This is a genomic window from Pseudomonas sp. JR33AA (assembly GCF_021378985.1).
Lineage (GTDB): Bacteria > Pseudomonadota > Gammaproteobacteria > Pseudomonadales > Pseudomonadaceae > Aquipseudomonas > Aquipseudomonas alloputida.
This window is the reverse complement of the sequence record NZ_JAJSAW010000009.1, coordinates 138,429-153,539: the sequence shown is the minus strand read 5'-3', so window position 1 is coordinate 153,539 and position 15,111 is coordinate 138,429. Positions and strand designations below refer to the sequence as shown.

The window sequence follows — 15,111 nt, the reverse complement described above, 5'->3', positions numbered from 1 at the left end:
GATCAAAACAACCCACCCAGCGAAGACTGCTGCCAGTTCATAATTACTAGCTCACCGGTAACCTCGGCTTTGCACTGGCGCTGATTAGTGGTGCTGTAGCGGATGTCCAAGCACTCAAAGTGGAAGCCGTCGAAGACTCGACGGATGTCCGGGTGGTCATTGATACTGACCATCACCCTGCCCTTGCATCGGCGCATGAAGTCGGCCATCCGCTCGTACTCCTCGAGCGGGAAGCTCACCCCATAGCCGGCGGTCTGCCAGTACGGCGGGTCCATGTAGAAGAATGTGTGCGCTCGATCGTAGCGCTCGGCACAGTCAAGCCAAGACAAGTGTTCAACGTACGTCCCGGCGAGACGCTGCCATGCCGCCGAGAGGTTTTCTTCAATCCGCAGCAGGTTGATTGGTGGGGATGTGGTGCCAGTGCCAAATGCCTGACTGGTGAGCTTGGCACCGAACGCGTGTTGCTGAAGGTAGAAGAACCGAGCGGCGCGCTGGATGTCGGTGAGGGTTTCAGGGCGGGTCATCTTCTGCCACTCGAAGATCTGCCGGGAGCTGAGCGCCCATTTGAACTGGCGCACGAACTCTTCTAGGTGGTTCTGCACAACGCGGTACAAGGTGACCAGGTCACCGTTGAGGTCGTTCAGCACCTCCACCGGTGCGGGCTGGGGACGCATGAAGAACAATGCAGCACCGCCGGCGAAGACTTCGACATAGCATTCATGAGGGGGAAATAGGGGGATCAAGCGGTCGGCCAGGCGGCGTTTGCCACCCATCCAAGGAATGATAGGAGAGGTCATAGGTATGCAAGTCTTTACTGTATGGATAAACAGGTGTTAGGCTCGCCGCGCTTTGTGCACAAGGCAGAGGCCACGGCTGGACTTGCAGGAAGGGTCTGCGGGTTCGGCGGGCCGGGCTGGATGTTGACGCATCTACCCGGCTCGCCTCTTTTCATTTGGTGACTTCGCGGACGTAGGCTTGGCAGGCCTGCAGCGCGATCAGTCCTCGATCACCTGTGTCGGTGATGCCGATAATTCGTTGAGCATGCGCTGGGTCAAGTCGGGCGCGTAAGGCGCCATGAACCACGCCTCCGGTGCCGGCGGCTTCCCGCATCCCACCGTCACCACCCGTGGCGGCCCAGGCTCCGGCGTCGACAAGGACTGACAGCCGCAAGTCAGCAGTAGCCAGCCTGTCACGCAGGCGAGCTTGAATCTGTTGTGCATCGTTCATTTCCTTCCAGTGAATTTTACCCTGTTCCTGCAGGCGATCTTCCAGGGCTTGTCGCTGAGTTTTCTGCTCCGCCAACTGTTTCAGGGCCGCAGCTGCAGCCTCCTCACGTTCTCGACCGTGAGCCCGATCACTGTCCGCCAGTTGCTGGACATAACCTGCAGCCTGTTCAGCCAGCTGCTTTCCGTACTCGCTGGCCTGCCACACCCACGCCCCTCGCCCGCCGGCATAGAGCCCGACCGCAACAGCCAGAAGCGCGATACGCCAGTTCAGCGGCATTACTGCAGCACCTCGAGCGCCCGCTTGTAGAGCGCCTGGCGATCCTTCAAACCATTCACGCCACCATTGATACGGCGGGTGATCAGCTCGAACACCGAGTCATCGGCCCGCAGCACTTTGTCCGCGAGGCTATTGAGTCCTGCCCGCTGCCAGTACCAGCCGGCCGACAGCGACGCATAAACGGGCTGCTCAAGCAGGTCAGGGGTGTTGAGCAAGCGGCTGTCACCGAACAGCGCTTCGCTGCAGGCCTCGTAGTTGTCGCGGCCAGTGATCTGAATAAGCCCACGGCCACGGTACCGCTGACCATCGCCGTCAGCCGTCGAGGTGTTGCCGAGGCGCTCCGCCAGACGCCCGGTGTCGTACTTGGCGAGGTAGGCATCGTTACCGAGCTCGCGCACATACAGCAGTTGGCCCGACTCATGGCCGACTTGCGCAAGGAACGCAGCCATACGCCGAGGGGTGACGATCGAGTACTTGCCCATTGTCGCGTTGAGGCCGGGAACAAAAACGCCGGCTTTGCGGCCGGCGTTGGGGAGGATCTGTTGCAGCTGTTGAACTGAGATAGCCATTGGTTTCTCCAGTGATGGCCGTGTGCGGCCTTGAGGATTAGAGCTGCTCTACCTTGAGCGGCTTGTCGTCTTTCTTTTTCTTGCCCGAGGCCTTGGCCTTGCCCTTCTTGCCGCCGTTGCACTCCACGGTCGTGGTCCACCCGCTGGCCGTGAACACTTGCTCCACTCTTTCCACCAGGTACCCGCCATCGAGCCCGACCTTGAAGCCCTGGGCATTCACCGAGCACTCAGCGAACAGGTCGTGCCGGCCCGCCATCTCCAGGCGCACACCCGCTGTGCTGCGGTTGAACGCGGCCAGCCGCGCCTTGGCGGCCTGTCTGGCTGCAGTCTCGTTGGGGTAGATATGGCGGTCGGTGTGAACTGGGGGCAGGCCGTCTGGCGATTCTTCGTTGTCCAGCTGGACCACTTTCAAAGCGCCGGTCTTCTGATCTTGATGTTGGGTTTTCACTGCCTTTTGCGTACTGCGGTCGCTTAGCCGGAACTGATAGCGGGACACGTCCGTCTTGTTGACGGTGATGACCTGCAGTGACTTGCCCGAAGTGCTCTTCCCACCCTGTCGGGGCATCACCAGCAGCTTGCCCTGAGCAACCTTGGCGGTGCTGTCGTACTGCCGCGCCAGGCGCGTCACAAAGTTGAAGTCCGACTCGCTGCGCTGATCGATCCGCTCCACCTTCGTCGTGACCGGGCAGACCACCTCCCACCCATTGCGATTGGCGATTTCAGCGACGATCTCGGACAGCGACACATTCTCCCAACTGCCGCTACGGATGGTCTTACCACTGCCGCGCATATCGCTGGCCTTGCCGCGAATGGTCAGCTCATCAGGCGGGCCGGATAACTGCACTTCGTCGACCGTGTAGGCGCCCATGCGCTTCAGCGGTTGCCCCTCGTAGCCCAGCAGAACCTCCACTACCCCTCCCCGCGCTGGCAGCGCAACGACCTGATCGCGGTCGTCAATGCGCAGCTCAAACTCGTCCGACTCCATGCCTGGCTTGTCCGAGATCCGCAGCAGCAGCAAGCGGTCATTGATCAGCGCGGTGATGTCCTTGCGGTCCGCAATGATTCGATACGTTGGTTTCATGCTTACTCCAGAAACAGGAAGCCCCGCACAGAGCGGGGCTTCGTTACGCGTAACGCGGGGTCAGTCGAACAGCTGCAGCAACTCGACCGCAGGCGCCGACAGATCGGGCAGAAATACCAACAAGCCGGCGCGGTATGGCTGTGCCTCCCTGGCTAAATCCGGGTTGGCATCGAGTACTGCCTCGACCGTGCCATTGAGATTTCCGTAATGGCGCTGACAGATCACATCCAGCAGATCCCCGTCAGACGTTCTGCAGGTCGTTGCCATAGCTCACAAACTCCAGGTTGAAGCCCTGTTTACGGGGGATGCCACCCGCCAGCAGGAGGCTTTGCTCTTCTTCAATATTGAGTAGGCACCAATCGCCCAGCACCTCGCCATAACCCGTCACCAGTTTCAGTGCTTGCAGGTTGCGACCGATGCTACGCAGCACGCTCAGTTGCTTGATGCCGCCTTTGTGGTGCGGGAAGATCGCACCCTTGAGTGTGATCTTTTCCTCACCCAGACCCACTGCCTGCTGGGCCACGCCTCGACGCAGACGCTCCTGGCCAGCCCAACGGAACGATGTCTGACGCTGCAACTCGTCAAAGGCGGCCGTGCCCAGGTTGAAGTAATACGGCTGCTTCTTAGGGTCGTGTGGCTGGATAATTAGTAGGTGCGGGTATGGCGCAACCGCCTCAGGTAGCGGCGTGGCAGAGCGCAGTAGGCCGCCGGAAGGCAACACGTTGGATAGCGACGGGCCGACCAACCCCGCCACCCGGCCGGCCTGGGCCGTGACCTTGGCCGCCATCTGCTTGAAGGTGCCGAGCCGCTCCTGTACCTGAGCGGCACCGGTGACTGCTCGGCTATACATCGACGCCACCTGCCCCACCTGAGACTGTGCCACGTTAATACTGCGCACTATCCGGCCAAGCTTCGCACCCGCCTCAGGCCCCAAGAATGGAATGTTTTCCAGCTCCGACGCGGCACCTGTGATGCTGCCGACCGCGCTATTGAGTGGGGACAGCATGCCGTCCACCCCCTTGCGACCGGCCTCACCCGCTGAAACCAGCCCGGACAGGGAAGACTCCAGCTGCTCCATGTAGGCCATAGGCCCTCCTTAAACATGCGGTTGGTCGAACAGTTGAGCCGAAGTCATGCGCGCTGATGCTTCGCGCTGCCATGCCTCAAACAGCTGACGCAGTGGCGACTCGATTTCACGGACAACCTGCGACGGGTCTTTCACATCGCCCTGCACATCGATTTTAATGTTGGGCGAGAACGAAAACGCCTGATCCACCTTCGGCACCGATACCGCCCCAGGCGCAGCCGCTTTGGCTGGTTGAACCACTTCGGGCATCCGAGGTGGCACTGGTGCCGACCTGGCCACCATGTCACGCACCACATCACCGAAACCGGCCGGCAAGGTTGCCAACTGGGGGACAGCTGGCCGTGACGCACCATCAGCGGCGGGCTTACGCTCGCCGCTGTCGATCATCACAGGCACCGGTGCCGATTTAGCGGGCACCTCCCGCACCGTTTCGCCCAGCTTCACCAGCGGCGTTGCCGGTGCCGGTTGCGGTGGCACCAGACCTGCACCCGGGAAGCGCACCTTGTTGGCCGTCAACGCCGGCAGCAGGTAAGGGTCCTTGGACTCGGGGTCACGCGGGTCATACGACACCTCAGGCTCGGTCGGCGCTGGTGTAGCCACGGCTCGCACTGAGCTGTCCAACTTGGGCGCTTCCTGCAGCACTGGTTCAGGGACAGGTTGCGCCGGCGGGCGCACCAGCGGCGCCCTAGGGAAGCGCACCTTGTTGACCGTCAATGCCGGCACCAGGTACGGGTCCTTGGACTCAGGGTCAACCGGGTCATACGACACTTCAGGCTCAGCCGGGGTCGGGGTGGGCACGGCTCGCACCGTATTGCCCAACCTCGGAAGCTCCTGCAGCACCGGCGCTGGAGCAGGCTCGACCACTGGTTCAGGTTGCGCCGGCGCCGAACCGGTCACCGCGCGGAGCGTGTCGCCTAGCTTCGCCGGTGGCTCCTGCAGGATCGGCACCGCCTCGGGTTGAGGCTCGGTCGGCACCGACGGCCGCACCAGTGGCGCAGCCGGGAAACGCACCTTGCTGGCCGTCAGCACGGGCACCACGTACGGTTTTTTGGTCGATGGGTCCGGCGGGTCATACGACACCTCAGACTCAGTCGGGGCCAGGATGGCCGCGGCTCGCAAGGTGTCGCCCAACTTCGGCGGCTCCTGCACAATCGGCGCGGCCTCAGGTTGAGACTCTGGCTGCGCCGGCGGCCGCACCAGAGCCGCCCCCGGGAAGCGCACCTTGTTGGCCGTCGGCGCGAGCACCACGTACGGGTCTTTGGACGCCGGATCTAGTCGGTCATACGACACCTCAGGCTGGGCCGGCACCGGCGCCGCCGGCACTGGCTGGGTAACAGGCTCACGGTTGTCGATCACTACCTGCGCTACAAGAGCAGCCTTCGGCGCTGCAGGCAACGGGGCCGAGGTATCAACCTTGGTAGCTGGCTTGTCCTTCTGCGCCGGTGCCAAGGTTACCTGTACCGCCTCCTCATGCGCCGGCGGACTTTCCGGCTTCGCCGTGGCCTCAAACTCGGGTTGTTCATCGCCAAACCAGCGCTTACCCAGCCCCCCGCCGAGCGACTCGCCACCCATACCACCCAGTACAGCGCCGATTGCGCCGCCTACTGCAGTACCTATGACCGGTACCACCGAACCGATGGCCGCCCCAGCAGCTGCGCCGGCAAGCGTTCCCGCAAGGCTGCCAGCTGCACCACCGTACCCCTCTGCCTTCTCGTCTTGAGAGCTGGCGTTCATCGCGACATCAATCGCAGCAACACCGGCGTCAATCACATTCCCGCCAGGCAGTCGCTTGGCAAGACGCGTAACGCCCCGCACCGAGCGGGCAACCCTGCCCAACTCTTCAACGCCGGCTACCATCTTCGGCGCAGCAACTGGAATAGCGGGCTTCATCAGTGGCGACTTGGGCGCCTCAACCTTCACCCCGGGCCGTGCTGGGGACGCTTGCCTTGCCTCTCGTCTGCGAGCCCGGCGCCGGCTTCTACGACTACCCCGGGCAGGTGCAGCAGGGGCGCTGTTTGTGACGCTACTGCCGATCCCGCTGAATGCATCGGCATTGACCACGAACACCCGCTGCGTGTCATCCCTGCCTGCCAGCGGATCGTTTGCCAGCGCCGCATCCTTCGGCGTTGCGCCAAACACCTTACCCAGCAGGCCAAGGCCGGTATCGACTACTTTGCTGCCCGTCTTAGGTAGTTCAATAGGCTTACGATCGCTACGGCCCGGCCGGCCGGCCATCCTCTCCAGGCCTCGACCGCGCGCGATGTTCAACACACCACGTCCGATCTTGAACGCACTGGATGCAGTCTTGAGTGCGAGGATGGCCGCCACGGTACCGGTAATTCCTGCCACAACAGCAGGGAAGCTGTCAGACAGCGCGGTGATGCCGCGAGCGACGGCGGTCAAGCCCTTCGACGCCATGTCAGTAGCCGGGCGGATCGCGTCGCCAATGCTGCGCATTGCGTCATCTGCCGCCTGGACTGTCTCAGCCCATTGCTGGGCCGATGTTTCACGGCGCTCGGCGAGGTTCTTGTCGAGGATGCCCGAAGCCTTTTGCGAGTCGGCTTTGAGTTCCTCATACAACCCTCTGTTCTGCCCGTAAGCAGTCAGCGCCGCCTTGACCTGCATGTCGGCGAAGATATCGCCCGTGCGCAGGGTCTTTTCCAGGGCATCCAGCGCCGCTTTAGCTTTCTCAGGGTCGACTTCCTTGTCGATCTTGGCCTTGGCCGCCTCGATCTGTTTGGCCTTCGCCGGATCGGTCGCCTCGACGTACTTCATGGCCAGGGCCATGGACGCCTCAATGACGTTCATGCCCTTCTGCAGGCCGGTATTCAGCGAGGATTGATAGTCAATGCCAGCGTCCTTATAGGCCTTGACCACCTCGCCAGAACCGATCTTCTCCATCCAGTTCTTGAAGTTGTTCGCCGCTTCGTCCGAACTGCCGGCGGTCTTCATCTGCACCTGCAGCATCGAGCCGAGCGAGGTCACCGCATCCAACCCGGTGATCCCGTTTTTCTCCATCCCGGCGAGCAACTGCGGGAACCACTTGGCCATGTCGCTGGCCTCGAAGCTACCCGCCTGGCCTTGGTAGGCGATCGCCTCCAGCGCCTGCTGCATCACCTTCGGATCGCTGATCTTGGCATTTTGCTGCAGCGCCTGGATCATCGATGCAGTGTCGACACCCGAAGATCCTTGGCCAATCGCGAACTTGGCCGCGACCGGGGCATACGACAACGCCTTGTCCAGCTCCATGCCAGCGCCGACCAGCTGGTTGACCAAGTCAGCCACATCGTTGCGTGACATACCTGTGTCTTGGGCGGTATCGATCACCGTCCGGGTGAGCTGCCGCTCCTCCGGCTTGTTGACGATGTCGGCCTTGATCGCAATATCACGGATGACCGCTTGATAATTCGCGCTGATCATCGTCGGCACTGCGGCCATGCCCGTGGCAACTACGGCCTGGCCGATGTTCGACTTCAGCGAGGCCTTGCCCGCCTGCAGCTGCTGGTGCCCCTTGAGCTGCAGATCGGCGCTCTTCGCCTCACGCCCCAGGCGCTGATACTCACGACTGAGGCGACCAACCTCAATGCCCTGCTTGCGCAAGGCATCCAGATTGCTGTCCAGCTTGCGCTGCAGTTTGTCAGCACTCGCAGTACCGCTGTCGTGCGCACGCTTCCACTCTTCGCGCAGCTTGATGGTTTCGCCAATGGTGCTCTTCAGCACCTTGGCCCTGTTGCCTTTGGCTTCCAGCTTCTGGATGCCGTTCTCGACCGTCTTGAACGCTGCGCCTACCGATGAGGCAACAGCACCCCCGATCACCAGCGATAACGCTAGCCTGCTTGCCATCGGTGCCCCCTGTGCAAGCTCAATCCGTGAGCCACCAGACCATGTCCGCGTAAGACATGGTCAGGATCTCTGCGGCGGAGAAATTCAACTCAGCCGCAAGTCGCTTGGCTGCTTGCTTCTGTGTGGCGGGATTAAAGCTCGTCGTCTCGCACCAAAAAGTTGTAACCGGTCGCCAGGCGGTTGTAGTCCTTGTAGGTCAGGCCTTCCAGATCCTTGGCGTGAACGTCGGCCAGAGAGGCAAACAGGTTCAGCTCGCGCTGCTCGTCGTCGCCGTCCGAGGTCTGGGTCGAATTACGGATATCGCGCACAGTTGGCGCCCGCAGAGTGATGGTGTCTTGCTGAACGCCGTTGAGCTGGGCCGGGCTGGTCAGCGTTACGGTGACGCGGTCGGCTTCCAGTTTGATGAACTTCGGCAGTGGCTTGGCCATGGATTTGGGTCCTTGATTCGAAAAGGGATGCGGAAAAGGCAGGAGGGATTACAGACCGAGGTCGCGGCGCTGGCTGGCCAACTGGTCGACGCCATTGATGACCCGCTTCATACCGGCCGGGTCGATCTCGTAGATGACTTCGCCCGCGACCTCCAGCTTGTAATAGGTCAGAGCCACAGCATGCTTGAGCTCGGCCTTGTCGCCCGGTTTCCAGTCACCCATATCCAGCTCTTTCAGGGTGCCGCGCTGGGTGACGATGACCGCCTTGGTTTCCCCCTTCTGGCCCTTGAACGAGCCACGGAAAGTGCCATTGAACGCGTTGCCATCAGCCAGCCCGTAGAACTTCAGCGACTCTTTACGCACGCCGGTGGTAGTGAAGTTGGACTCCATCTTCTCCATGCCCACGTCCATCTCGATAGGCATGTCCATGCCACCAGGGCGGTGCTCTTCCATCTTCAGCGTAAGCTTGGGCAAGGTCAGGCTGGGCACATCGCCCTGGAAGCTGACACCGTCCACAAACAGGTTCATGTTGGCCAGAATTTCGGGAATCATTGCCATGTGATGCGCTCCTTACGCGACTTGGTCGAGGACTTCGGTCAGCCACTGATTGGTGACTTCGATACGGAAATTCGGGTTTTCAGCCGGCGGAACGTCGGTGAAGCGGATGTTCCAGTACACCTTGCCCTGCTCGAGCTGGCTGGCCGTGTTGAGCACCGGGTCGGCGTAGACCTCGAAGTTGATGATTGCGCCCTGGGCTTTCAGGTCGCGCATGAAAGCCTGCAGGCCCTCGGTCACATCGCGGATGTAGGTCGAGGTAATGCCCCGGTCAACCGCCCACTTGTGGCCATACAGAATCGCGTCCATGACCATGTCCATGGTCCGCACACGGGTGACGAACGCCCATTTCGAATCGCTTGACAGCGTGCGGTTGCCCCACAGGCGGAAGCCGTCGTCACGGATGATGGTCGCGATGTTGGCGTTGTTCAGCAGGTTGGCCCGGCACGTCTCGTCGCCGTCCAGGTACTCGATCGCGCGGGTAGTGCCGGTGATGCCGACAAACTCTTTGTTGGACGGCGACGACCAGAAGCCGTATTCGCTGTCGGTGTAGGCAAACACGCCTGCAGCCCAGGCCGAGGCCGGTGCGTCGATGGTCGCGCTGGTGGTGGTGTCCCACAGCTGCACGCCGGGGTCGACCATGTACAGGCGCTTGGAGCCGAACGACTTGGCGTAGGTGGTGGCCGCCTCGTCAGTGGTGCCGGGGCCGTCGATGATGGCGACCGCGCGCAGTTTTTCCGCAATCGACTGCATGGCGGTGGCCACCGCCTGGGTCGCACTGTGCTTGGGCGCGACGATCAAGCGCGGCTGCGCATTGAAACGGCTTTTGCCATCGAGCAGCGCCTGCAGTCCGGTACGCTTTCCGCTGGCCTGCACGCCGCCAATGATCCCGGAGGTTTGCGCGGCACCGTCGACCACCTTGGCCACGCCGGTAGCGACGATCACCGCCTTGGAGCGGGCATAGATGGCCTGGCAGGCCTTGGTGATAGCTGAGGCTGCGCCGAACGCGGCGACCGCCTCACGCTCGTTGGTGATCAGCACCAGGTCGCCGGCCTTGGCCGTGGCGCCGGCGCCCTCGGTGAAAGTGTCGACCAAACCAATGATCGAGGACGACGGAAGCGAGACGTTGCGCGCACCGCTGTCGACGTTCGTTACGGTAACGCCGTGAAAGAATCCAGCCATTTGAAACTCCAGAAAGCACAGGGCCGCGTCGTGCGCGGCCCGAGGTTGGAAGAAAGGAAACTGTCAGTGCTGCAGGATCTGCAGCACCTGGACCAGCAACGCTACGGTCAGGCAGGCCACAAGTGGGCAGAAGAAGTCGAGGCGACCGTCTACGGTCCATCGCCAGATGCGCAGGCCGTCATACCAGCGCAGATTGGCCAAGTGCACCGACTCGACGTGCGCCAGGTTGCGCTCGCCATGGGTGTACTCGCGGCCGGCGAAGAAAAAGATGCCGGCAGCGGCGCCGGCCCAGTGGCCAGCGGGGACGCCCAGCCAAGCCAGGACGCCCCACAGGGCGACCATGATCAGCAGCGCCGCAAGGACGTGCTCAAAGTGGGTTCGGTTCATGCGTGCCCTCCAGGCACAAAAAAAGCCGCTTAGCGGCCCTTGGGGTTACGGGGTGGCGAAAGGGTCAGACGGCGTTGCCGACGCCCTGCCCGCTTTCCTTGATGGCGGCAATGGCCGCATCGGTGATGCTCTCGGCCTCCGCGTGCGAGGCAGCCCTGAGCACATCCTGCTTACCTTTAAGGCGCAAGGTGCGCAGGCTCAACAGCGCCTGATTCCAGGCCTCGGCCTCGGCCAGAATGCTCTCTGCAGCGGCTTGCGGCTCCAGGCCTGCCGCATCGGCCCAAGCCTTGACGTAGGCCGGGGTTTCGCCGACATAACCGGCCTGCTGGAATGCACGAGCCTCATCGGCAGCACGCTGATGCTCCAGGGCGCGCAACGGATCATTGATAACCGTGGCACGGGATACATCGGCCGCCTGATCGATCTGGCTCACTGCGACCAGCAGGGCCGCCCCGAGCGGCAGGTTTTCGTAGTTGTAACCGGCGTAGAACACGCCGCCAAAGTCGATGCTCAAGTTACGGGTTTGCATGGGGCTTGGTCTCCGAATTACAGGGAAGCGAGGTTGGACATGACGTGGCCGAGGTCTTTCACCAGGGCACCGGCGGCCACGTTGCTGACGTAGCGGCCAGCGAAGCCACTCGGGAACTGCACGTTAGTGGTGGCCAGAATCACGCTGCTCGCAGTAACGCCGATGAAGTTGCCGAACCAGTCCGGCGCCATGGTGACCGCGACGTTTTCCAGCGACACGTTGAACACGGTAGGAACGTTCACGCTAGAGAAACCACGGAAGAACGAACCGGCACGGGAGTTGTTCGGCGCCGGGTTAAAACCTGCCGGAGACGGCAGGTAGATATCCATGTCTCGGATCGAAATCAGGTTCGATGCCAGATACATGTTGAGGCCGGTCATGTTGGTGGTGGTGACGTTGTTGGCGTCGGTGCTGGTGACATATTTGGGCTTGAGCTTCGGGCGTACACCGTTTTTCGCCACGCCCGACAGGATTAGAACCGAGTTCAGCGAGCCGATACCGGCTGGCATGTCGTAGTCGTCCATGACGTATGCAGTACAAACGCCGCTGGGCGGGGTGACCGCGATAGCCTTGTTGATGGTCTTGAAAGGCAACAGCTGGGTACCGGGGTTGGTGTCCAGGCCATTGACCGGATCGACATACCAGGAGCGCGAGGTTTCCGGCGCGGCGGCGATGGCAGCTGCTACAGCCTTGTCGATTTCGCTTTTCTTGGTGCCGAAATAGTCGATCAGCTTGTTGGTTTGCGTGACCAGGTTGGCTACATCAGATTCGAGACTCATGGGGTCTTATGCTCCAAAGGTGTTTTGGCTTACTAAGGTTTGCAGCGCGATGACGGCCGCTGCGTTGCTAATTGACACGCTCAACAGGTTTTCCCGGTCGGTGTCTTGGCGCAGCTCTGCGGCCTGCAAGCGCTGCGTATGGTTGTCGAGCACTACGCCGGCACGTCGCAAGGCCTCGGCCAGCACATCCAGCTGATCCTGCCGCTGCAGGCCGCGCAGTTGGTCGGCCACCACTGCGGCGGCGTTGCCAATAACCCCGCTGGCCAGGCCTTCGCGGTCGGCATCCTGGCGCCGCTCCACATCCGACATGCGCGACAGCAAGCGGGAAAGCTGCTCACCCGCCACGCGCTGCCATTCGCCTTGCTGGTCTAACTGGTCTTGCCGCTGCAGGCCGCGCATCTGCTCGGCAATCAATGCCTGCGCCTGCGCAGCCAGAGGCCCGGCCAAGCTCAGACTCAGCCCGGCCTCATTGCTGATGATCGTCACGCTGTCGGCCGGCAGCGCAGCCAGCGACAGGTCATAGGCCAGCAGCAAGTCGGTGTCCGCCGACTTGTAGGTCAGCGGGGTGGATGAATCGGACCACACCGCCAACAGGGTGCCGTCGCTCAGCAGAAAGCCGATTTCCCGCACCCAGAAAGCGCGGTCGCCATCAGCCAGGGCGGTCAGGTGTAGCAAGGTACTGCTCAGGCGCTCGCCCCCGGCAATCGGGTACTTGGCCGTTTGCGCAACCAGGCTTTTCTGGTCGGCCGACGGCGTGTAGCCCGAGGTGCCCAGGGCAATATGGGTGATCTGCGCCGCAATGCCGGTGTTATCAGCACGCAGGATCGCGGCCAGCCCCGCCTTGGTGATCACGGGTTGTAACGGGGTACTCATAGAACAGCCTCCATCGTGCTGCGCACGACGACTAGGGCACGGGTCGCACTGGCGACCACAAAGCCCGATTCAGCATTGATCGGCACGCTAAGGGCCTCGACAGAACGCCGAGACACGCCGAGCGACCGGGTGGCATTGGCGAACTGCAGGCCCTGCACCGCCACGTCGATCTGCACCGCTTGGGCATTCATGCTCAGGCGTTGCAGGCCGCGCCCTCGGGCAACGTTGGCGAACAACAGACCGCCGTCGAAGCGCGCGCCCAGGCGAAACTCGTAGTGGCTGCGCTCGTTCTTTGCCGCGTCGACCAGGGCGCGCAAACGCGCCCCCAGCTGCGGCGAAATAATCGAGCCCTCCCCCTCGCGGTTCTCGTTCGCCCAGGCCGTGACCTGGAACGTGTACGGGGCCGCGTTGGGGATCTGGTGCCATTCCTTGAAATCCGCATTGACCCGCACCGCCTTGAGCACCCGCCGGATTGCGCCGACAGTGCCCTTGGTCTTGTGGACCGGGATCGCCTCACGGACCAGCTCGCGGCGCTGGGCGGTGGTGTTGGCCGCCTCCCAGCCCTCGACCTTCCAGGCCCAACCGAGCCACGGCAGGAAGTCGGGCGGGCAGCGCGTCGAGTCGGCAATGCCCCGGATGATTTCCGGGTCAATGCCCTGCTCGCTGGCCGCCTCCAGGGAGCGCTCCAGCAAGGTGGCGTTATGCGGCAACAGGCTCACGTCGCCACCTGCGTGGTCAGCGCGATTGACGTGCAGTTGGGGTAATGCCGCTTGTCACACGCGATGCCTGCAGCCGGGTGCACCAGGTCAACCTGGCTAATGCCCGTTACGTGTAACGCCGCGTAGATCGCTGACAGCGGCAGCTGCCCCTCCAGACGCCGCGCCTCGGCAATGGCCGCGTCTAGGCCTTTCCGGGCTGTCGCCTGGACGACCGCCGGATCTGGTCCAGCCTCAACGTGCAGGACGGCCTGCACCTTGAAGTCGGTCGGCTTACCCGCTTGCACGCGCGGTCGGTCGGTGATCGGACGCACGGTTTCGGCCGAAAGCGCCGCCTGCACGGTGGTAACCAGCTGCGCCGGCAGCGCGGTGCTGTCCAGCCTGGGCAGTATGGCCAGCGACACGTCGCCGGGCAGCGGGTTGGCCAGACCGGCGTCGTAGTCACAGACCACGACAATGGCCCCATCCGGTAACAGCGCTCTAACTGCGGCATCGAGCACAACCCCGGAAAACCGCGGCGAGTCGACCGAGACGTTGGCCAGCTCGGCCGAGGCGGTCAGGCCGTGGTACTCATACGCGCCACGGCTGCCGGCAACGGACAGTGCTTCCAGCGACAGCCGCGTGCGGTAGCGCAGCGCCTCGTCGTCTTCCATCACGGCCGCCACTGGCGGTACCGCGTCAGGATCGGCCGCGCGGATGGTCAGCCGCTGCACACCGTAATCGGCCGCGCGGTTGTCCAGGTCGGCGCGCTTGGCATAGGCCAGCAAGCTGGCCTTGGCCGCTGCATTGACCCGTGCGCGCATCAGCAGCTCACGGTAAGCCATGACCTCCATAAGCTTGACGACCGGCTCGGACTCCAACAACGCCGTCCACTGATCGCCCATGTGGTCACGGAAGATGCCTAGTACCTCCTGATACAGCGTTTCAAAGTCCAGGGTTTCCACCACATCGGGCGGGGGCAACAAAGACAGGTCAATCATGCATTCACCTCCACGACAGCCGAATTGCCCAGGTACTGGCCTGTCAGTTCCAGACCGATCTGGCCATCGAGCACGGAAACCACCTTGACGCGCTCCAGCTGCACACGCGGCTCCCAGCGGCCCAGGGCGCGGGCCACCTCGGCCTGCACGGCGCTTTTCCATCCGTCGTTAACCGGCAGGTCGACAAAGCGGCGCAGATTGCTGCCGTAGTCCGGCCGCATGCGCCGGCTACCCAAGGGGGTGGTCAGAATGTCCTCAATCGACTGCTTCAGGTGATCGAGGCCCGAGAGTGGCTGGCCGGTTCGACGGTCCACGCCAATCATGGTTAGCCGTCCAGACGCTGCAGGTCAGCGTGCCCACCCAGGTACGCCAGCGCCTCGTCGTCGTCGGCCTGGACGGTCACGCGGCCGGCCAGCACCTTGAACTCGCGCAGGTTGTCACCTGCCTGCAGGAACAACGAGCGCGAGGTGTAGGCGCTGTCAGTGAAGGACACGCAGGCCGGCGCGACAGGTTCAGCGGCGGAGGCGGCCGCGTCCGTAGCTGCGTCATCCGCAGCTGTTCTCTTGACTGCCATAAGGCTCTCCAGAAAAGACGAAACC

18 protein-coding genes are annotated in these 15,111 nt (G+C 62.7%); all 18 read right to left on the bottom strand.

The genetic code is table 11. The annotated features are described in order from the left end of the window. Window positions 1-2: 2 nt before the first annotated feature. Window positions 3-797: a DNA adenine methylase gene (locus tag LVS58_RS16555; protein ID WP_233691971.1), complete on the bottom strand. Its 795-nt coding sequence runs from the start codon at window positions 795-797 to the stop codon at window positions 3-5. Between the two features lie 151 nt (window positions 798-948). Then, window positions 949-1,503 carry a lysis system i-spanin subunit Rz gene (locus LVS58_RS16550; protein WP_233691970.1) on the bottom strand — a complete coding sequence of 185 codons (555 nt, stop codon included), beginning with the start codon at window positions 1,501-1,503 and terminating at the stop codon, window positions 949-951. Next, the gene (locus LVS58_RS16545) at window positions 1,503-2,072 is read right to left on the bottom strand and encodes a glycoside hydrolase family 19 protein (RefSeq protein WP_233691969.1); all 570 of its coding nucleotides are present in this window, start codon (window positions 2,070-2,072) and stop codon (window positions 1,503-1,505) included. The genes LVS58_RS16550 and LVS58_RS16545 overlap by 1 nt, the downstream gene beginning before the upstream one ends. 37 nt (window positions 2,073-2,109) lie before the next feature. Next, window positions 2,110-3,153: a phage late control D family protein gene (locus LVS58_RS16540; RefSeq protein WP_233691968.1), complete on the bottom strand. Its 1,044-nt coding sequence runs from the start codon at window positions 3,151-3,153 to the stop codon at window positions 2,110-2,112. 60 nt (window positions 3,154-3,213) lie between these two features. Further along, entirely contained in the window at window positions 3,214-3,420 is a 207-nt protein-coding gene (locus LVS58_RS16535) for a tail protein X (RefSeq protein ID WP_233691967.1), read from the bottom strand. Continuing rightward, a complete protein-coding gene (locus tag LVS58_RS16530) occupies window positions 3,395-4,240 on the bottom strand; it encodes a phage tail protein (protein WP_233691966.1) in 846 nt (281 codons plus the stop codon). Before LVS58_RS16530 ends, LVS58_RS16535 begins: the two co-directional genes overlap by 26 nt. A gap of 9 nt (window positions 4,241-4,249) precedes the next feature. Next, window positions 4,250-8,083, bottom strand: a complete 3,834-nt coding sequence (locus LVS58_RS16525; protein WP_233691965.1) for a phage tail tape measure protein — start codon at window positions 8,081-8,083, stop codon at window positions 4,250-4,252. A 131-nt stretch (window positions 8,084-8,214) separates the two neighbouring features. Next, complete coding sequence (locus LVS58_RS16520; protein ID WP_233691964.1) at window positions 8,215-8,511, bottom strand: phage tail assembly protein; 297 nt, start codon at window positions 8,509-8,511, stop codon at window positions 8,215-8,217. Between the two features lie 48 nt (window positions 8,512-8,559). Beyond that, window positions 8,560-9,069 carry a phage major tail tube protein gene (locus LVS58_RS16515; protein WP_088512436.1) on the bottom strand — a complete coding sequence of 170 codons (510 nt, stop codon included), beginning with the start codon at window positions 9,067-9,069 and terminating at the stop codon, window positions 8,560-8,562. Between the two features lie 12 nt (window positions 9,070-9,081). Beyond that, a complete protein-coding gene (locus LVS58_RS16510) occupies window positions 9,082-10,248 on the bottom strand; it encodes a phage tail sheath subtilisin-like domain-containing protein (RefSeq protein ID WP_233691963.1) in 1,167 nt (388 codons plus the stop codon). A 63-nt stretch (window positions 10,249-10,311) separates the two neighbouring features. Next, window positions 10,312-10,635: a hypothetical protein gene (locus LVS58_RS16505; RefSeq protein ID WP_233691962.1), complete on the bottom strand. Its 324-nt coding sequence runs from the start codon at window positions 10,633-10,635 to the stop codon at window positions 10,312-10,314. 64 nt (window positions 10,636-10,699) lie between these two features. After that, entirely contained in the window at window positions 10,700-11,164 is a 465-nt protein-coding gene (locus LVS58_RS16500; RefSeq protein WP_233691961.1) for a hypothetical protein, read from the bottom strand. A 17-nt stretch (window positions 11,165-11,181) separates the two neighbouring features. Next, window positions 11,182-11,943: a DUF1565 domain-containing protein gene (locus tag LVS58_RS16495; protein ID WP_233691960.1), complete on the bottom strand. Its 762-nt coding sequence runs from the start codon at window positions 11,941-11,943 to the stop codon at window positions 11,182-11,184. Window positions 11,944-11,949: 6 nt separating this feature from the next. Then, the gene (locus tag LVS58_RS16490; protein ID WP_233691959.1) at window positions 11,950-12,816 is read right to left on the bottom strand and encodes a phage tail-collar fiber domain-containing protein; all 867 of its coding nucleotides are present in this window, start codon (window positions 12,814-12,816) and stop codon (window positions 11,950-11,952) included. Continuing rightward, window positions 12,813-13,535 (bottom strand): phage tail protein I, encoded by a 723-nt coding sequence (locus LVS58_RS16485; protein ID WP_233691958.1) that lies wholly within the window; start codon window positions 13,533-13,535, stop codon window positions 12,813-12,815. The genes LVS58_RS16490 and LVS58_RS16485 overlap by 4 nt, the downstream gene beginning before the upstream one ends. Then, entirely contained in the window at window positions 13,532-14,512 is a 981-nt protein-coding gene (locus LVS58_RS16480) for a baseplate assembly protein (RefSeq protein WP_233691957.1), read from the bottom strand. The genes LVS58_RS16485 and LVS58_RS16480 overlap by 4 nt, the downstream gene beginning before the upstream one ends. After that, a complete protein-coding gene (locus LVS58_RS16475; RefSeq protein ID WP_088512444.1) occupies window positions 14,509-14,835 on the bottom strand; it encodes a GPW/gp25 family protein in 327 nt (108 codons plus the stop codon). The genes LVS58_RS16480 and LVS58_RS16475 overlap by 4 nt, the downstream gene beginning before the upstream one ends. 2 nt (window positions 14,836-14,837) lie before the next feature. Continuing rightward, window positions 14,838-15,086: a hypothetical protein gene (locus LVS58_RS16470; RefSeq protein WP_233691956.1), complete on the bottom strand. Its 249-nt coding sequence runs from the start codon at window positions 15,084-15,086 to the stop codon at window positions 14,838-14,840. Window positions 15,087-15,111: the final 25 nt, after the last annotated feature.